This is a genomic window from Janibacter endophyticus (assembly GCF_016888335.1).
GTDB lineage: Bacteria > Actinomycetota > Actinomycetes > Actinomycetales > Dermatophilaceae > Marihabitans > Marihabitans endophyticum.
The window spans coordinates 2923460-2940742 of the sequence record NZ_JAFEJG010000004.1 but is presented as its reverse complement, the minus strand read 5'-3'; the positions used below and the strand labels follow the sequence as shown (position 1 = coordinate 2940742).

The following is a 17283-nucleotide window of genomic DNA, read 5'->3' as shown; positions in this document are numbered from 1 at the left end:
TCGAGCTCACGCTCGTGATCTTCTCGGTCATCACATGACCTTCCCCGCCAGCTGAGCCGGCGTGTCAGGCCAGAAACACCGTTTGGCGGACAGTCCCGAAGCATGAGGAACCATCCTTGCGTTGACGGGCAGCGGGTCCCGCTGTTCGCTTCGGGCAACGGTGTGGTGTTCACCCGCCCCGATGCTGCGGTCACTGCGTACCCCGGGTGAAGTGGTCGACGCCGACGGTGAGGAACACCGCCGTTGACGTTCCGACCAGGGATCCGTCGCGGTCGGTCAGGCTGGCGGCGAGGAACAGTTTGCGGCCCTCTTGATTCCTCACGCGTGCCTCCATTCGGTAGGGGACGCCGGTCAGTACCGGCGCTCGGTAGTCGACCGTCAGCTGGCGGGTGACCGCGGGTGTGCCGACGAGGTAGAGCAGGAATCCGTAGAGGTCGTCGATGACGGTGGCGACTGCGCCCCCGTGGGCGATGCCGGGAGCGCCGACGTGCCGGTTGTCGAAGGTGTGATCGGCCACGACGCCGTCCCCATGGCGACGAACCTGGAGGTGGTGGCCGTGCGGGTTGTCGGGTCCGCAGCCCAGGCACTGCTCGTGGTGGGGCGGCAGGTCGACTCCTTCCGGGTGTGGGCGGAACTTCTCAGCCCAGGTGGCAAGCATCGATGGCAGGTCAGTCATGAGGTGTATGGCCTTTCAGGAGTTGGGCCCAGGCGGCGAGGACCTGTTCTTGGCGGTGGCCTGGGTGGGGGGCGAGCAGGCCGCTGACCCCCCTGCCGAGGAGCAGGTCGAGGGTGAGCCGGATCTTGATCGGGTCGTCGATGACGTAGGTGCGACAGATCTGCGCAAGCTCGTCGTTGACGCGCTCCTCGGCTGGGATCAGCTGGGCTCGCAGGTCTGGGTGTGAGCGGGCGGCCACCCACAGTTCCAGGGTGGCGGCGTACAGCGGACCAGAGAGTGCCTCTGCCAACAGCCTGAGCGCAGCCTTCTGCGGCTCCATCCGACTCCGAGAACGCTTCGCCCCTTGAGGCGTGGCCGGGGACAGGTCGGCCAACGCCTCGCGTACTCGCCGCAGGCGCTTTTGCGCCAGATGCTCCACCGCCGCGACCACCAGTTGGTCTCGGGTCCCGAAGTGGTGCAGCTGTGCGCCTCGTGACAGGCCGGCTTTCTCGGCCACGGCGGCACTGGTGGTGCCGGTGTAGCCCAGCTCGACCAGGCACGCCACGGTGGCCTCCAACAACACGCGACGGGTGGCTGCGGAGCGTTCCCCCTGTCGCCTCGTCTGCAATGGCACAGCGACAACATACATGCAGGGACGAATGTATGTAACCTGGGTGCGTCGAATTCCTCGCAGCCGACGGCGGGCCATCCTGAACGAGGCCGGGACCCGACGTCTGTCGGTCAAGGTGTTCGGCGATGCTCGCCGACGACGACCGCTACACCTCCGCCACGCTCGCGGAAGGGGCTCGGGTCAGCCCGGCCGTGGTAGCCGCCGAATGGCCGAGGCGACGACGTTCATCGCGTTCCTGGGCAGCGAAATGGAGGAAATACGGGAGCGCTGGTCCGATTGCCGGCGGGGGGCCTGGGCTTCCCCAGAGGTCCGGTCCGGCTCTGGATGCTTCGGTTCGCTCAGTTGCGGACCTCGGTGTTTTGGTGATCGGCAGCCTCGGCCTGCTGGTTGAGCATGGTCAGCAGCTTGTCGCCCTCGATGTCGAGGTCGGGCAGCAGGCGGTCGAGCCATCGGGGCAGCCACCATGCTCGCTCGTCGAAGACGGCCATGAGGGCGGGGACGAGGGTCAGCCGGACGATGAAGGCGTCGATGAGGATTCCGGCGGCGAGGGCGAAGCCGATCTGCTTGATCATGATGTCGTGGCTGAAGATGAAGCCGGAGAAGACCGCGACCATGATGATGGCGGCGGCGACGACGACGCGGCTGGCCTGGTCGAAGCCATGCACGACGCTCTGGCGGGCTGGCTGGCCGTGGATGTGTGCCTCGCGCATGGAGGAGACCAGGAAGACCTCGTAGTCCATGGCGAGTCCGTAGAGGATGCCGGTCACGATGATCGGCATGAAGCTCATCAGCGGGCCGCCGGTGTCGAACCCAAAGAGGCTGCTGAGCCAGCCCCATTGGAAGACGGCGGTGGTGGCGCCGAAGGTGGCCAGGATGCTGAGCAAAAAGCCGGCGGTGGCCTTGAGTGGGACGACGATCGAGCGGAAGACCAGCATCAGGATCAGGACGGAAAGGACGATTATGATGCCGAGGTAGAGCGGTAGGACGTCGGCGAGCTTGTCGGACATGTCGATGCCGATGGCGGTGAACCCGGTGACGCCGAGCTGCACCTCATTGGTCTGGGCGATGTCGTTGGCGGGCTCGCGCAGCGACTTCACGAGGTCGCTGGTGGCCTCGTCGCCGGGACCGGAGGTGGGGATGACGCTGAACACGGCCAGGTCGCCGGCCTCGTTGACGCCGACCGGGGCGGCCAGCACGATGTCGTCTCGGCCCTGGAACTCGGCGAGGAGCTTGGCGGTCAGCTCGGGTGTGACGCGGTCTGCGGTATCGGTGGGCTCTGCGGTGACCAGGAGGGGGCCGTTGAATCCCTCACCGAAGCCTTGGGAAACGGCCTCGTAGCTCTGCCGGGCGGCGGTGTCCTGGTTCGCGGTCTCGCCGGTTGGGATGCCCAGGTTCATGCTGGCAGCGGGGATCGCCATCACGCCCAGGATCGCGACCACTCCTGCGATGACGGGCCACCGGAACCTGATCACGCCCCTGACCCAGTGGTCGGCGACGCTGTGGGACTCGGCGTCCACCTTGGCGCGGCGCCGGGATCGGGCCTTGCCGGAGCAGATCCGCTCCCCGACCAGCCCCAACAGCGCGGGCAGCAGGGTCAGGGCGATGAGCACGGCCAGGGCGACCGTGGAAGCCGCGACCAGTGCCATCGTGGAAAGCATGGCGATGCCGATCACGGTCAAAGCGGTCAGCGCGATAAGGACGGTCAGCCCGGCGAAGAACACAGCACTGCCCGCGGTGCCGACCGCTCTTGCGGCTGCTTCCTGCGCGCTGAGTCCCCGATCGAGGATCAGCCGTCGCTGCCGGTTGACGACGAACAGCGCATAGTCGATGCCGACGGCCAGGCCGACCATGAGACCGAGGACGGGGGTGGCGGAGTTCATCTCGACGGCCGTGGAGAGCGCATACGCGCCACCCACGCCGATGCCGACACCGACCAGCGCGGTGATCAGAGGCAGACCGGCCGCGATCAATGAGCCCAGGGTGAGCACCAGCACGAGAGCGGCGACGGCGAGACCGATCACCTCACCAACACCGACCGGGATCTCGATGGCCTTGAGCGAGTCGCTCGGGAGCACGGTGATCCCGGTTCCCCGCTCGGCACGCTCCACCACCTCGACCACCGAGGTGACGTCGTCATCGGTCAACGAGGTCGAGGCGACCGTGAACTGGAACTGGAACAGCGCGACCTGCCCGTCCGAAGACACCAGCACGCCGGGCACCGGGCCCCCGTCCACCACCAGCGGCTGGTAGGGAGGAGCCTGCCCCTGCTCCGGACCGGCCGAGGGATCGGCCGGTGCACCTTCCTGAGGAGTGCCCGGTCCGCCCTGCTCCCCGGCACCTAGAGAGGCATCCAGGGGGTTGACGACCTTCTCAAGGTCATAGACATCGCTGACGGTGCCGCTGATCACCGCAAGACGCTCCGGAGTGTCGAGGCGCTCACCGTCCGGCACGGTGAAGACGACGCTGGCCTGGCCTCCCGACGCCGCGGGAAGCTCATCGGCCACGCGGTCAAGCACGGTCTGGGCCTCGGTGCCCTCGATCTTCATCTCGGAGCTGACATTCACCCCGTTGATGGCCACGGCACCGACGACCGCGGCGAGGACCGCCATCCAACCGGCAATGAACAGCCACGGCCGGCCGAATGCGGTTCGCCCGAGCCGGTACAAGAATGTGGACATGGGTTCTGGGTCTCCTTGAGGGGTGGGGCGGCGGTGGCTAGAGGCCGTGGCGCAGGTAGTCGAAGGTGAGATCGAGGAACGAGGCGTAGTCCATCGATGCGGGGGTGGCGTCGTTCTCGCCGTCCAGGTGCACGTCGAGAGTTCCCTCCAGGGCAGCCATCACGGCGCCATAGACGGCGCCGAACAGCAGCGGCACGTAGATGGCGGGATAGCGGTCCCCGGCTGCCGATGCCAAGAGCTCCTGGGCGGTGTGGCGCATGCGTTGCTGAACGCTGAGGACGTAGGGCTCAAGGGTTGGGTACTGCCGTGCCATGGCCATCAGCTCGCGCATCATCACCAAGGTGTCCGCAGTGAACTGACCCCTCATGACGGACAACAGGGCATCGAGCAGTGGCAGGTCTTCTGGCAGGTCGGCGAGGATCGCACCGGCGTCGTCGACACCCCCGAACGCGACCGCGGCGACTGCCTCCTCCTTGCAGGAGAAGTGGTTCGCGAAGGTGCGCCGGGAGTAACCCGCCCGCTCCACGACGTCCGCAGTGACAAACCCGAACAGCCCGCGCTCACGGGTCAACTCGAAGGCCGCCTCGGCCAGCGCCTGTGCCGTCGCCTCCCGCTTGAGGTCCCGCAACCCACGATCCACCCCCTCAGTATGACCCTGCCTGCCCAATGAGCAACATTGTCCAGTGGGCACGCAGAGATTCGCCTGACGGCGTCCCGTTACCTCCGGTTGCCTCCCGTTTCCTCGGGGGGTGCACCCCAGGGGTGCACCAGCAGTATCCAGTTGACCCCACTTCAATAGCCGGAAGGCCAGCGTAGTCCAGCCGCTCGGTCGACATACCAAGGTGAACCGTCAGCCGGCCGGGCATGCTTGGTTCCGAGAAGCGCGGACACCGCGGCGGTTGGACGCGCGCGGTCGGCGCCCGCTCCCTGTCCTACCGGTCGCCACCCATCGCCAGTTCCGCTGCCGCCATGCGCATCTGAGAGACGGCATGGTCCTCGTGGGTGGGGAGCGTCGCGGCGAGCTCATTGACCCGCCGCCAGCGATCGAGCGTCGATCCGTCGCTACGGCCGGCCGCAGCCAGAGCCGACCACGTGTCCGCGCAGCGCAGGAGCGCGGTTCCGGCCTTCGCCATCTCAGCGGACCCCGTTAGCCGCGCCACGTCGGCACAGAACTGTGCCTGCAACCGGCGGAACAGGCCGCCGCCGGTCCCTGCCTTCTCCACAAAGGCGTGGAGAGAACGCAGCGCGACGTCCAGTTCCGGTTCGGGCATGAATCCCCGCCACCGGTCGACATCCTCGGCGAAGACCGCGACCCCGCTGGTCCCAGCAGCAGCAACAGCATCCGGCGGCAGCGCCGACGTGTCCGGGATGATCGCGGTCGCCGCCGCCTGCATGTTCTCGACCGAGGCGACGAGGGCCGCAGCCGCGGTGGAGCGCAGGTCGGGCAAGATCTGAGGCCAGTTCACGAAGTACGTCGTATGCCTCGTGGGGACGGGAAAGGACCGTGATGCGCGCGCCCGCGCAAGCGCCTGGTAGGGAACTTCTTGCACGTCAGCTCGGTCGTTGTCCACGACGAACGCCGTCTCGGTGTCGTCGTCGTAGCCGATCGCGACGATGTCGTGCCGACTCATCTGGAGGCGGACATTGAGGTAGGGCAGCTCGGCGATGTCCGCCCACAACAGGACGGGGCGCCCTTGCTGGAGCTCGCGGCGAACCCAATCCCAACCGGTCATCGGATCGTCGGTGCCACGAACGTCGACCTCTGCACCTAGCCTCGCAAGAAGGTCGACCTCAAGGTCGCTGCTACGCCCGACAATGTAGATCGGCGGGGCGAGCCCGGGTACCCGGAGGTAGGTGAAGCCGAGACCGCCGCCCATTCCGAAGACCAGACCTTCGCCCGGCACCTCCTCCCAGCCCAGACCAGCCCACTCCAAGAGGTCTCTCAGCGCTCCGGAACCGCAATGACCTGCCTTACGGTGGGGATAGTCCAGCAAGACCCGTCGCGGCTCCGGCTGTCGGGGCAGGACTTCAGCTGACATGACAACTCCTGAATCGGGCGTCGCAGCACTTTGCGCGAATGCCGGTTACTCGGGCGGGGGGCGGTCCTGCGACTCTACATTCGTTCATGCACGTATGTGCCCTTCGGTGGTCCATCGAAGCGCCCCGTCCCCTCCGCCGCCCCGAAAGTGGCCTGGAGCGCTCCCGGGCAGAGCGCCGGGCGTCCCCCTGACAGCCCTCACCACCGCTCTTTGGGATCTCGTCCCGCGACCGGTGGCCCAGCGCCCAAGCCGACGAGGTTTCGCGAGGATCTCGACGGCAATGGATCGAGCACTTTCACACCTTCCCAGCCAACTGCAACTGCGGTGTCCTCGCCCCGGGTTTACCGAGCTCCTGCCACGACCGCTATGGGGTCTGTCCGATGAACGCCGGAAACACCGTTCATCGGACAGACCCGGGATCTCGTCCTGGATCGGCAGTCCGCGGGGTGATGGGTTGGGCACGGAGCTGGGAGGCTCACTGATGCGCGTAGGAGGGTGAGAGCCGACCCGCTGTCATCGCAGACCGGGCGAATCCACGAGCTCGATATCGGCAGCCAAGACGTCCGGGCCGCCGGAGTGGAGGCTTCTTTGACACTCATCTGCCTGGGGGATGTACGTGCCCGACTATTGGTGCGGGCGCAGCGGTGCGGTGCTGATGGACCTGTCCGTTCATGGGTGCTCCTGCGGGGGCTGCGGGGAGGGTCGTCTCCAGGGAGGAGGCCGCGCTCATCGCGACCGTCGCCGTGGCCGCGACCTCGTCGGCCTGGGTGAGCAGGTCGTCGCGCATGATGTCGGGCAGTGCCGCGGGCGCGTTGTTGAGGTGATCGGACGCGGTCACCCATCCCTCGTGGGGTGCGTCAAAGCTCTCGCCCCGCTCGGCGTGCAGCTGTTGGGCTCGAGCGTTGAGGCGGCGGGCCGGCGCAGTCACATCAGGCTGGGCGGCGGCGTGACCGATGACGTGCGCGATGTCGACCGAGCTGGAGATGGACTGCTGGACTGTCTGGACCGTTGCGCTCAGGTCGACCCGATCGGCGATCTCGATGGCGCTGGCCGGCCTTGTCCGGTCGTAGGCGACCTCGCGGTAGGCCGCGCTGGTCTCCTTCGCGGCCGCCACCAAGGATGGGTCTGCTTTCAGGAGGGCCTGCGGCGGCAGCAGCTGGTTCCACGAGCGGGACAGGCTGCTCCAGGATGCGTGAGCGTTGTCCAGAGCCGGCCCGAGACGCGATGCGTACAGGTCCGGGTCGATCCGTCCGGCCTGGGACGCGGCGCGGAGCAGGACCTGCCCGCTCTGGGCGATCATCATCTGGGTCTGGCTGGTCAGGAGGATGTTCTCGGCGCTGGGGGAGCGGCTCAGGCTCCGGTGGGCCTGCACGTCCCAGGCCGCCAGGGCCTGCCGTAGACGGTCAGCTGGCGGGGGCGGCAGGTGCTCCCCGTCGAGGGCGTGCGGGTAGGTCCGAGAGACGTATGACCCAGCCAGCTGCTCGAAGGCCGCGACCCGGTCGCGTGACCTGCTCACCGCGCGGACCAGATCTTCGCGGGGGAGCTCTGGGTGGGTGAACTGGTTGTGGACTCTCGCCGCGGCCCGCTGGGACTGCATGTTCCTCAGCTCGCGGTTGAGGGTCACGTGCACCCCGTGCGCGCCGATGTAGAGGGTGTGCACGAGCCGAGCGCGAGCAGCGCCGAGGTCGGCGCGAACCTCCGGGCTCATCACGTTCGAGTCGCGCAAGGTGAGCAGGTCGCTGGCCCGGGTCAGGTTCTCGGCGATCCGCAGGAGCCTCTCGTCCGGTTCACCGGCACCTGGCCACTGCTGTCCACGCCCGGATCGCATGAGGTGCCCGTTCATCGCTTGGAGCTGAGCCATCAGCGAGTCCTCCGGGGCGGGAGAAGCGAACTCGGGGCTGGGGCCGGGGCTGGGGAGCGAGTCCCACAGGTCCCCGGCACTCTCGACAACCTCGCCCCAGGTGCGCAGCATCGTGGCCCCGTCCACCTCGTAGGCGTCCATCAGGACATCGCGGGCAGCAAGCTCCGAGTCCAGAAGGAGCTCGCCGATGGAGCGACGGTCGTTGCCGCTCACGGGCAGTGCTCCCGCACCAGGTCGCAGACCTCGACCACGACGTGCGCCGTCCCCGGGGGGAACTGCTCCAGCGGATGGGTCCGCATCAGCGCCTCGGCGGCACGCACCAGCTCGAAGGGGTCGGACTGAGCGACCGGCGGACCGTCGATCTCAACGCCCTCAGGAAGCAGACCGGCCACCCTGCCGGCCGTGATCCGTGCACCCAGACCCAGGCACTCCAGGAGCAGGTCTGGCTCGACCGAGGAGATCTCCACGGCCCGATCTGCGGCCCTGCCCAGGAGGCGCACGACCGCCGCGAGAACCTCCAGCTCGTTCCCGCCGTCCTGCGTCGTACCCGTCATCTCGCTCTCCTTCTTGCCTGCTCACGGAACTGCGTGCCTTCCATGAGACCCATTCCTGGCCGAGCTGTGGCCCCCCGTGACGGGCCTGTGGATAACCATTTCGGGCTGTCCGACCCTGGGATCACACTTGGGTTCACAGACGAAAGCCGCTGGGAGAGCTCCCAGCGGTCACCGATAACCAATATCGAGTGATCTGCACTAGTGCTTTCGTTGGAGGTGCGTGATGAACCGCTCGACAAGCAAGGCTCTAGCGACCACACCCGGAGTCGTGATCTCGATCCTGCTCGTGATGACGATCGGACCGGTCCTGCCGGCCCTGGCCGCCTGGGTGGTCCTCATCGCAGGGCCGGTGACCACGGTCCTGCTGCTGTGCGGGGTAGGGGAGTCCCTGGCCGCCAGGTTCTTCCTGTGTGCGCGCCGAGCGATCGCGGCCGAGGAAGCGACTCTGGCCCCTGCGGTGGCCCTGCTGTGCCAGCGCAAGCTCGGCCCACCACTGATCGAGCTGCGGGTCCGCGACGGGGTCTACCCGATCGGCGCTCACGGCGGTGGGCGGCGCACGGTCGTGGTCTCCGACGGTCTGATCGCAGCGATGCGTGAAGGGGTCCTGCCCGCGGAGCAGGCCGCGGCCGTCATCGCGCACAGCAGCGGCCTGGTCCGCTCCGGTGCCGTCCGCTCAGACTTTGCGTTGAACTTCTGGACCCTGCCCTGGCAGATCGTCCAAGGCTTCGGTCTCGGGGTGGGCCGGGCCTTCTCCCGTCTTCCCTTGGTCAGCCTCGCGTGGCGCGCCCGGTTCATCGTCGGCGCGGTAGCCCTGGCCCAGGGGGTCGCCGAGGGAACCCCTGCAACCATCGTCAGCGGCGTCATCGGCGCGGGAGTGATCGCCCTCAGCTACGCCATGCCCCGGTGGGATGCTCGCTGGCAGTGCGCTCTCGTGGCCATCGGCGACACGCAAGTCACCGAAGCAGGCCTCGCCGGGCACCTCGACGAGTTCCTGCAGCGGTGCCCGCAGACACCCGCGACCGCTGATCGCCGCCATCGCCTTACCAGCAGCCGCCAGCCGGACGCGAGGCCCCACCTGGCCCTCGTCACGGGCACAACGTCATGATCTGCCCCGAGTGCCGCCAGGGCGATCACGCCCACTGCTACGACACCAAGCACCCCGCGCAGGACTACCGCGGCTGCGCCTGCCAGCACCACCCGGCCCCGGACAACGCTCCGGAGACGACTCAGGCCGGACGACCCAGGGGTTAGGCGAACCGGTCAACGCCCTTCCCCGTGCTGGAGGGATCTGGCTCGCTCAAGGTCCTGTCGGCGCTGCTCAACCAGGCGGGCCTCGCCCTGTCGGCGCTGCTCTTCGAGCATGCGCTCTCGCGCTTCGCGTGCCTCTCTCGCGGCGGCTTCGTGACGCTCGGTCTGGTCTCTCACGGTGTTCCTTCCTGTCGGCCCGTCAGGTGGGGCAGTGACCCCACAGGCCTGACGGGTTTGATCGAGCCTGGTCTTGTGCTGCTGCGTACTCCGCGCTGCGGTGCGAGCGGGCGGGGGAGTGCCGGGCCGAGCCCTCCTCGAGGAGCTCACGGCCCACGTCCTGGCCGTCGTGCTCGACGTGCCGCAGGAGACGTCCGTAGCGATCTCGGTCAGGCTGGGCCGGGTCAGGGTGCAAGGTGACGGTCGCGCCGACCGGGGTGAGCCTGGCCAGAGCGGTGCGGGCCTGGGGTGCCCAGCACTGGTCTGGCTGGCCGCCGCGGCCCAGCTCGGGCGCGTCGATCCTTGCCAGGCGCACTCGGCCCAGGTCGTGCCCGTCGGGGTCGTGCACGCGGATGGTGTCGCCGTCCGTCACCGCGACGACGATCGCTTGGTGTCCTGCCGGGGCGCGGTCCTCGCCGTGATCGCCGGCCCCGAAGCCGACCGCTGCGCCGATGCTGGCCAGGGCGAGCAGGACCGCTCGACCGAGGCGGTTCACGACTTCGCCTGCGTGGCGATCCCCATGGGGTCAGGGCGCAGGACGACCGCCTGGGACATCTCAGTCGCCAGAGTGGCCGAGGCCTGGAGCGACGTGCGCAGGAACCCGACCGCCATCTGAAGGCAGGCACTCAGACCACGCCCTTGCGAGTCTCCCGGCTCCGGTCTCGGGGCAAGACAGTGCAGCGCAGCGCTGAGCGACGACGCGACCGTTGCCGCGGTGGACGCTGCTGCGCTGATCGTGGCGAGCAGGCCGGGGGAGGGGCGCACGGACTCGGCCAGGTCGAGAGACCCTCGCACGGACCGCTGGACCCCCTGGACCTGGTGGTCGAGCACGGTCATGGCCCCGTAGATTGCGGTGGCTTCGCCGGGGTCGAAACCGATTCCCGCGACCACCCGTTCCCACAGGGCGACCGCCCGACCGAGGACGGAGCGGATGCCCGCGTCCAGAAGCTCGCGCCGCTGTTCGGCCAGGGCAACGCTTCGTGCCAGACGGCTGTCCGCGTGCGGGGCACTGGCGGCGCTCATCGAGAGGGGCCCTCGAAGGAGACCGCTGCCGCAACGTGCGGGGAAGTCTGCTGCTGGGACTGAGGGTGGCCCAGGCGCGCCTGGGCGTCAGCGGTGATGCACTCTGCTTCGGTTGCGACCTTGGCGATGCTCGCCTCAGCCCGGTCCACCGTCCTGCCGAGGTGCCGCTCGTCAGCCTCGGCCCGACCGAGGTCGTTGCTGACCACGCTCAGCGACCCGAACGTCATTGCGGGGATCGGTTCCACGCCGCTCGCATGCCCTCCAAGGGTCCGACCGGCCCCGACACCGTGCGCAGCTGAGTAGAGGTGCTCCGAGGCGGCGGTGGCCATCGGCAGGGCAAGGTCGACGACCTCCCCGACAGCGGCCGTGCGGGCCTCCAGCACAGCCAGGTCGGCGGCTGCTGGCCCTTCGAGCCCTCCTCGGTCTACCCGCTCCAGAGCACGCCGGGCATCCTCGATCGACTCGCTGGCTGTCTTCAGGTGCGATGCGATCTCCACGCCGACAAGGGCAGCCGAGTCACAGAGCCGGCCGACGCGACCCAGGTCCTCGGGAGCGACGGACTGCATCCATGACTCAGGGCTCAGGCCACGCGCGTGCAGCTCGGCCTCCGAGAGGGCAGTGGAGGCCGTCGACACCCCCTGGTGGAGGTCGTCCAGACGGAGACGGGCCAGGGTCACTTCCCTGTGCGCGTCACGCAACGCCCAATCGGCCTTCATCAGCTCCCGCTCACTCATCGCCGACCTCCGGCTCCGCACGGTCGGCCAGAGAGCGCATCGACTGCTCCAGCTCGTCGAGGAGTCTCATCACCTCGAGCAGGTGCCCACGCACATGCGAGACGGGGTCCGGGGTCGACTCGGTGTCATCGACCATCGCACAGTCCTCACGGCGTCGTGGCTGACCCCCGGATGGGCCGCGCTACTTACCAAAGCCGTCGAGCCCCTTCCGAGCGTTCACCACTGATGGAGTACTCGACCGCGTTGAGACTGCCGCGCTGATTGCGAGTGTCCAGCCGTGAGGCGTCAGATGACTGATGGCTTTCCCCCACCCCCGTTTGTCGAGTTGCAAGGGGACTGCTGAAGGTTCGGTTGACACTTCGGGTGTGGTGTTTTCGGCCGCATGTGCGGGCCAGTAGATGGTCTCCAACTCGACCCCGGACGCCTTCGACCTCGACGCATGGCTCGCCGACGCGCAACCTGCCCGAGACGACCGTGAGGGTCAACAAGTTCGGCCCCCTCGCGGCCCGCCTCGAGGACCTCGAGGAGCAGCACGCGCAGGCCCGTCGCGAGGAGTGCGGCGACGTGCGACTGTCGGGCAAGCAGGGCAAGGCGTACCCGCTTGCCTAGGAGATCGAGAAGGTCCGCTCGCAGATGGAGTCGGGTTGGCTGACGATCCGGCTGCGTGGCATGACCTCCAACGAGCTTGAGCGCAGGAGGAGCTCGCCAAGGCGGGCGTGTCCACGGCTGACATTCTCGGCGGTGCGCTGCGTGGGTCGCTCGATCTGGCTGCGGCCGGCGGGCTGGACCTGGCGAAGTCCGCCGAGATCGCCGCGCAGGCGATGAACCTGTTCAACCTCGAGGGGTCCGACGTATCGCACATCGCGGACGTGCTGACGGCGGCGGCGAACAAGAGCGCCGCCGGTGTCGACGACCTGGGCATGGCGCTCTCGCAGTGCGGCACCGTCGCCGCGGCGACCGGGCTGACGATCGAGGAGACCACCGGCACGCTTGCGGCCTTCGCCGACTCCGGCATGAAGGGCTCCGACGCCGGCACGTCTTTCAAGGCGATGCTTCAGCGGCTCAACCCGACGAGCAAAGAGGCCGCTTCCACGATGGAGCGGCTCGGGATCAGCGCATATGACGCGCAGGGCAACTTCGTCCGCATGGAGTCCCTCGCGGGGCAGCTGCAAACGAGCATGGCTGGCCTGACTGCTGAGCAGCGGAACTCGGCGATGGCGACGATGTTCGGGTCCGACGCCGTGCGTGCCGCGAACATCATCTACGGGCAGGGCGAGGCGGGCATCCGCGAATACGTCGCGGCCGTGAATGACCAGGGCGCGGCGCAGCGCATGGAGTCCCTGATGACCGACAACCTCAAGGGCGACTGGGAGGAGCTGACGGGCGCGATCGAGACCGCGCTCATCAAGACCGGCTCCGGTGGCGCGGAGGCGCTGCGCGGGTGGGTGGAGGGGCTGGAGGGCGTCGTTGCCTGGTACAACCAGCTCGATGCTGGCACGCAGTCCGCCGTGCTCAACGTGGCCGCGCTGTCGGCGGCGATTCTCGATCGGGGTGGCCTTGGTCAGGGACCTGATGTGGATGACGGTCCCGTCGGGGTCCTGGCTGATAAACGGCCCGGGGGGTTCATGTTCCTTTGTGGGTCAGGTGGCGGGCGAAATCGTCCTCGACGACGAAGGCGTCGTGTTCTCCTGCACGGAGGCGACGAGCGCCCGTCGTCGCCGAGGGTGAAGGTCTAGCGGTTGGCCATCATGGTGCGCCGCTGGCGCATGATCCTCCGGCGAGCGACGAAGGGAATTTGGCTGCTGCACAGGGAAGGTCGGACTGATCAGCGGGCAGCGATGCCGAGTACCTCCCGAGCAGCCGTCGGGTCCAGCGGCTCACGATTCGCTAGTCGTCCCAGCCCAGCCGCTCTCAGTACGAGCTCGGTGTTCGAGGTCACCGGCCGCCCTGGTGAGAGCGTCAAGGTGTCCTCCATGCCGACACGCAGGTGTCCACCCAGCGCCAGAGCCGTCAGCAACACCGAGACGCTGCTACGGCCCACCCCGGTGGCACTCCAACTCGAAACCTCTGGAGGCAGCATGGAGGCGGCCGCCATGACTGCTTGGGGAGTCCCGGGCATACCGCCCGGCACACCGCATACGAGATTGCAGTGCACGCGGCCCTTCGCTGGCACACCCTCGTCCCGGAGTAGGCGACGCAGAGACTCGATGTGCCCCAGGTCGAACAGTTCGAACTCTGGGACGATGTCTCGCTCCCGGACATCTCGGTAGAGGTCTCGGATGAACCCCGGCGGGTTGTGAAATACGCCGTCCCCGAAGTTCACCGTGCCCATGGACACGGAGCACGAGTCCGGCTCGACCTCGAGCACCGCGAGGCGATCCTTGAAAGAGTCGGTCACTGCCCCGCCCGTCGAGATCTGCACGACGAGATCGGTACTTTCGCGCACGGCGGCCACCCACTCACGCCCGACGCCCACGTCCAAGGTCGGTTCGTGGTCCGCGTCTCGAAGGTGGAGATGGATCATGGCGGCTCCCGCAGCCTCCACCTGCTGCGCGGTTGCGACGATCTCCTCGACGGTCGTCGGCAGGGCCGGCACGTCCTCCTTGCGACTCTCCGCCCCGGTCGGCGCGACCGTGATCATCACACCCATCGACCCTCCCTCTCCGCGGGGATGACGACCGTCCCGGTCGCGCTCGTCACGAGTAGTGGTTCGTCCAGGACATCGGCTTCCCCCGGTCCCCGGCCGCTGCGTCTGGCCAGCACCTCGACCGTAAAGTGCATACGCCGGCTACGCGACCCGACCGCGGCAACACGCGCCCTGCTCTCGACCACGTCACCGGCCCTGACCGGTTCGTGAAAGGTCACCCGCGAGTAGCCCGCGAAGAGCCCCTCGCAACCATCGGTGCGGATGCATAGCTCGGTCGCGAGGTCGCTGAAGGACTGCATGAGCGTCCCTCCCGAGACCAGACCACCTTCGTAGTGACCCTCGTCGTCCCCGACGTACCGGCGGTGACTGACCGAAACACCCACCCGCTCGTCGATCTTGACCGGCACCGGACGGTGCGCCTCCAGGAATGCGCGGACGGCAGGCTCGGTACGCACAATCTCCAGCGCGAGCACAGCGTGTCCGGGCACGAAACCGTTGCCGATGATCATCTCGACCTGTGACGCGAGACCCTCGGCACCGAGCGCCGCCGCTGCGAAAGACGTCGCCATCGAGAAGAAGATGACTGTCCCCGTTGCCGTCGTCGCGAGCACGGCAGAGTGCTCGCACCCTGGAGCATCGACGCACACCACCGTCAGGTCCACCGGGCCGAAGGGCTTGACCTGCTCGGCCGTGCGCAGTGGATCACGAGCGTCCCCCACCAAGACGTGGTCGGCCTTCCCTGTCTCCCGGAGCTCGGTGGCGTCCTCCTCCGAGAGCACCAGACCGATCGTCTCCGCCCCGGCCATCCGGGCAGCCGCTAAAGACAGGACGCCGGCTTTGCCTGCGCCCCCGAGGACGAGAACTCGAGGAGTAACCCCCTCGTCCCGAAGCCGCCTGACCACCCGGTCGGTCTGCGCCGGTGCTCCGCAGACATCCAGGACCGAGAGGCACAACTCTTCCGGCAGGTCCTCCGGGAGCACAGCCGTCTCGGAGCGGGCAAAGAGGATCGCTGTGCCGTCACAGGGGACCTGCTCGGAGAGCCCATCCCAGTCGCGCAGCTCGTCCTCGATACGAAGGGGGGTGAGGGACAAGGACACCAGCGTCGCCACTCTGTCCCCGGGGGAGAGTCCTAGGGATGAGTCAGGGTGGACCTCGTCGACCACGCCGACGAGCATCCCCCCGGAACCCGTGACGGGGTTCTGCATCTTGCCCCGTCGCCTCACGATGTCGAGGACCGCTCCGCGGACACGGTCGCCGTCGTGGCCGTGCTCCTCAACGAGCTGACGAAGCGAGGCTGCGTCAAGGTTGAGGCGTTGGACGCGGACTCGGGTCTCGCCACGCCGGAGTACAGGGTCAGGGTTGAGCCTGTCTGCCGCCTGCGGCAGTACCGCCTCGACGTCGAGCACCCGATGCGCGCCGACCTCCCAGCCCGGTTCCTCAGAACTTCGCATCGTTGATCTTCGCGGTCTCGATCATCGAGTCCTCAACACCCCATTTCTTCATGATCTTCTCGTAGGTGCCGTCGTCGATGAGGGACTGCACTGCCTGCTGAACTGCCTGCGTGAGCTCGGTGCCCTTCGGCAACGCGATTCCAAGCGGAGCGGTTTCGTAGGGCTCCCCGACGATCTCCAGCTCGTTGCCGGACTGCTTGACGGACCACGCCACGACCTGGAGGTCGGTCAACCATGCGTCCTCCTTGCCGGACGCCACGGCCGTCGCCGCGTCAGCGAGGACGGGGTACTGGCTGATCTTGATCTTGTCCTTGCCCTCCGCCTCGCAAGCAGCCGACTTGTCCTGGACATCCTTGAGGTGAGTCGAACCGCGCTGCACCCCGACCTTGGCACCGCACGCGTCATCGGGCGTGATGTTCTTCGGATTTCCCTTCTGCACGGCCCAGGACGTACCGGCGAAGGTGTAGGTGACAAAGTCGACCGTCTTCTCGCGCTCCTTTGTGTCGGTGAACGCCGACATCCCTACCTCGTACTTGCCCGAGTCCAGCCCGGGGATGATCGCGTCGAAAGGTGCCGCCTTGAGCTCGATCTCGAGGCCGAGCTTCTGTCCGATGGACTTCGCCAGGTCGGGCGTGATCCCGATGATCGTCTTGCCGTCCTCGTCAATGAACTCGTTTGGGGCATCAGACGGGTCGGTGCCGACCACGAGTTTGCCGTCGGACGCGATCTCGTCAGGAACCAGGTCTGCCATGCCCTGGTCCTTCTCGACGGCTGGGATCTCGTCGGTGCCGATCTCCGTCTCGGTGCCTGACGCCTCGCGATCGAGCGTCGAGGAGCCGCACGCCGACACTGCAAGAGCGACTGCTGTCGTCAGCGAGAGTACGAGTGCTGCCTTTGTCGACCTCATGCGTGTTCCTTCCGGTGGGTGGTGTTGAGCGGTGCACCGAGCAGACGCAGGGACATGTCTGTGAACTGGGTGCAGATGTCCTCGATGGACGACGGACCGTCAGCGCGATACCAGCGCGCCGGTCCCGTGCACATCTCGAGAAGGCCGAGCACAGCGATCTTGGGGTTCGCGACGTGAAACTGTCCGCTCGCCGTGCCCTCCTCGACGACGGCGACCCAGACCGCTTGGTAGGAGTCCCGCTGAGCGATGATCGCTGCCCTCGCGTCACCGAAGAGCGACCGCACCTCGGTGTCCGTGACGAAGCACGCTTGAGGCTGTTCTGCGTGCATCCGGACGTGGCTCGTGACCAGCGCCCCCAGCGCGTCTGCGGGGTCGGGGTTCGCGAGGACGCACCTCGCGGCTTCTTCCTCCAGCTCCGTCATGGTCGTGCGCATGATCGAGAGGAGGAGCTCCTCCTTCGTGGAGAAGTGGTGGTACATGGCTGACAACGACAGTCCCGCGGCAGAGGCGATCTGCCGGATTCCGGTCGCGGCGTAACCCTGGTTGGCGAAAAGCTCCAGAGCGACCTGCCGCACAGATCCGGAGGTGGCCTCTGATCGTGACTGCGATGACATGGCGAAAGTGTGCTGAACGATCGTT

Annotated in this window: 17 protein-coding genes and 1 pseudogene; 3 read left to right on the top strand and 15 right to left on the bottom strand. The window is 67.7% G+C overall.

Annotated features, from left to right (window positions below):
• Positions 1-190: 190 nt before the first annotated feature.
• The 7 genes from JNO54_RS14105 to JNO54_RS14075 form a co-directional block, all read right to left on the bottom strand.
• On the bottom strand, positions 191-517 hold the full coding sequence (locus tag JNO54_RS14105; protein ID WP_204144464.1) for a PaaI family thioesterase: 327 nt from the start codon (positions 515-517) through the stop codon (positions 191-193).
• Between the two features lie 151 nt (positions 518-668).
• Positions 669-1289, bottom strand: coding sequence for a TetR/AcrR family transcriptional regulator (locus tag JNO54_RS14100; protein ID WP_204144463.1), 621 nt, complete (start codon positions 1287-1289; stop codon positions 669-671).
• 335 nt (positions 1290-1624) lie between these two features.
• Positions 1625-3964 carry an MMPL family transporter gene (locus JNO54_RS14095; protein ID WP_204144462.1) on the bottom strand — a complete coding sequence of 780 codons (2340 nt, stop codon included), beginning with the start codon at positions 3962-3964 and terminating at the stop codon, positions 1625-1627.
• A gap of 37 nt (positions 3965-4001) precedes the next feature.
• Positions 4002-4604: a TetR/AcrR family transcriptional regulator gene (locus tag JNO54_RS14090; protein ID WP_204144461.1), complete on the bottom strand. Its 603-nt coding sequence runs from the start codon at positions 4602-4604 to the stop codon at positions 4002-4004.
• A gap of 292 nt (positions 4605-4896) precedes the next feature.
• Entirely contained in the window at positions 4897-6003 is a 1107-nt protein-coding gene (locus tag JNO54_RS14085; protein ID WP_204144460.1) for a BtrH N-terminal domain-containing protein, read from the bottom strand.
• Between the two features lie 595 nt (positions 6004-6598).
• Positions 6599-8077 (bottom strand): hypothetical protein, encoded by a 1479-nt coding sequence (locus tag JNO54_RS14080; protein WP_204144459.1) that lies wholly within the window; start codon positions 8075-8077, stop codon positions 6599-6601.
• Positions 8074-8418, bottom strand: coding sequence for a hypothetical protein (locus JNO54_RS14075; protein ID WP_204144458.1), 345 nt, complete (start codon positions 8416-8418; stop codon positions 8074-8076). Before JNO54_RS14075 ends, JNO54_RS14080 begins: the two co-directional genes overlap by 4 nt.
• Positions 8419-8686: 268 nt before the next feature.
• On the opposite strand from JNO54_RS14075, the gene JNO54_RS14070 reads away from it, so the two are divergent.
• A complete protein-coding gene (locus JNO54_RS14070; protein ID WP_204144457.1) occupies positions 8687-9523 on the top strand; it encodes a hypothetical protein in 837 nt (278 codons plus the stop codon).
• A 342-nt stretch (positions 9524-9865) separates the two neighbouring features.
• Here the strand turns inward: JNO54_RS14070 and JNO54_RS15065 are convergent, their stop codons facing one another.
• Genes JNO54_RS15065 through JNO54_RS14050 form a run of 4 tightly spaced genes read right to left on the bottom strand, consistent with a single transcriptional unit; the run spans position 9866 to position 11775 of the window.
• A complete protein-coding gene (locus JNO54_RS15065; protein WP_204144456.1) occupies positions 9866-10378 on the bottom strand; it encodes a thermonuclease family protein in 513 nt (170 codons plus the stop codon).
• A complete protein-coding gene (locus JNO54_RS14060; RefSeq protein WP_204144455.1) occupies positions 10375-10905 on the bottom strand; it encodes a hypothetical protein in 531 nt (176 codons plus the stop codon). Before JNO54_RS14060 ends, JNO54_RS15065 begins: the two co-directional genes overlap by 4 nt.
• Positions 10902-11639: a hypothetical protein gene (locus JNO54_RS14055; RefSeq protein WP_204144454.1), complete on the bottom strand. Its 738-nt coding sequence runs from the start codon at positions 11637-11639 to the stop codon at positions 10902-10904. Before JNO54_RS14055 ends, JNO54_RS14060 begins: the two co-directional genes overlap by 4 nt.
• On the bottom strand, positions 11632-11775 hold the full coding sequence (locus JNO54_RS14050) for a hypothetical protein (RefSeq protein WP_204144453.1): 144 nt from the start codon (positions 11773-11775) through the stop codon (positions 11632-11634). The genes JNO54_RS14055 and JNO54_RS14050 overlap by 8 nt, the downstream gene beginning before the upstream one ends.
• A gap of 338 nt (positions 11776-12113) precedes the next feature.
• On the opposite strand from JNO54_RS14050, the gene JNO54_RS14840 reads away from it, so the two are divergent.
• Together JNO54_RS14840 and JNO54_RS14045 are read left to right on the top strand one after the other, a co-directional pair.
• Positions 12114-12248 carry a hypothetical protein gene (locus tag JNO54_RS14840; RefSeq protein ID WP_267911260.1) on the top strand — a complete coding sequence of 45 codons (135 nt, stop codon included), beginning with the start codon at positions 12114-12116 and terminating at the stop codon, positions 12246-12248.
• 92 nt (positions 12249-12340) lie between these two features.
• A pseudogene (locus tag JNO54_RS14045) lies at positions 12341-13375 on the top strand (phage tail tape measure protein); the annotation flags it as partial.
• Positions 13376-13464: 89 nt separating this feature from the next.
• On the opposite strand, the gene JNO54_RS14040 reads toward JNO54_RS14045, so the two are convergent.
• The 4 genes from JNO54_RS14040 to JNO54_RS14025 all read right to left on the bottom strand — a co-directional run bounded on the left by JNO54_RS14040 (position 13465) and on the right by JNO54_RS14025 (position 17258).
• The gene (locus tag JNO54_RS14040) at positions 13465-14289 is read right to left on the bottom strand and encodes a beta-keto acid cleavage family enzyme (RefSeq protein ID WP_204144451.1); all 825 of its coding nucleotides are present in this window, start codon (positions 14287-14289) and stop codon (positions 13465-13467) included.
• A complete protein-coding gene (gene kdd, locus JNO54_RS14660; protein ID WP_233703261.1) occupies positions 14280-15737 on the bottom strand; it encodes an L-erythro-3,5-diaminohexanoate dehydrogenase in 1458 nt (485 codons plus the stop codon). Before kdd ends, JNO54_RS14040 begins: the two co-directional genes overlap by 10 nt.
• Positions 15724-16488, bottom strand: coding sequence for an ABC transporter substrate-binding protein (locus JNO54_RS14030; protein ID WP_204144450.1), 765 nt, complete (start codon positions 16486-16488; stop codon positions 15724-15726). Before JNO54_RS14030 ends, kdd begins: the two co-directional genes overlap by 14 nt.
• A gap of 152 nt (positions 16489-16640) precedes the next feature.
• Positions 16641-17258 carry a TetR/AcrR family transcriptional regulator gene (locus JNO54_RS14025; protein WP_204144449.1) on the bottom strand — a complete coding sequence of 206 codons (618 nt, stop codon included), beginning with the start codon at positions 17256-17258 and terminating at the stop codon, positions 16641-16643.
• Between the last annotated feature and the right edge of the window lie 25 nt (positions 17259-17283).

Bases quoted from the DNA above. Each gene is read 5' to 3' on its own strand.
- JNO54_RS14095 (WP_204144462.1), bottom strand. From the start codon at position 3,964: ATGTCCACATTCTTGTACCGGCTCGGGCGAACCGCATTCGGCCGGCCG.
- JNO54_RS14085 (WP_204144460.1), bottom strand. From the start codon at position 6,003: ATGTCAGCTGAAGTCCTGCCCCGACAGCCGGAGCCGCGACGGGTCTTG.
- JNO54_RS14075 (WP_204144458.1), bottom strand. From the start codon at position 8,418: ATGACGGGTACGACGCAGGACGGCGGGAACGAGCTGGAGGTTCTCGCG.
- JNO54_RS14060 (WP_204144455.1), bottom strand. From the start codon at position 10,905: ATGAGCGCCGCCAGTGCCCCGCACGCGGACAGCCGTCTGGCACGAAGC.
- JNO54_RS14055 (WP_204144454.1), bottom strand. From the start codon at position 11,639: ATGAGTGAGCGGGAGCTGATGAAGGCCGATTGGGCGTTGCGTGACGCG.
- JNO54_RS14050 (WP_204144453.1), bottom strand. From the start codon at position 11,775: ATGGTCGATGACACCGAGTCGACCCCGGACCCCGTCTCGCATGTGCGT.
- JNO54_RS14040 (WP_204144451.1), bottom strand. From the start codon at position 14,289: ATGGGTGTGATGATCACGGTCGCGCCGACCGGGGCGGAGAGTCGCAAG.
- kdd (WP_233703261.1), bottom strand. From the start codon at position 15,737: ATGCGAAGTTCTGAGGAACCGGGCTGGGAGGTCGGCGCGCATCGGGTG.
- JNO54_RS14030 (WP_204144450.1), bottom strand. From the start codon at position 16,488: ATGGCAGACCTGGTTCCTGACGAGATCGCGTCCGACGGCAAACTCGTG.
- JNO54_RS14025 (WP_204144449.1), bottom strand. From the start codon at position 17,258: ATGTCATCGCAGTCACGATCAGAGGCCACCTCCGGATCTGTGCGGCAG.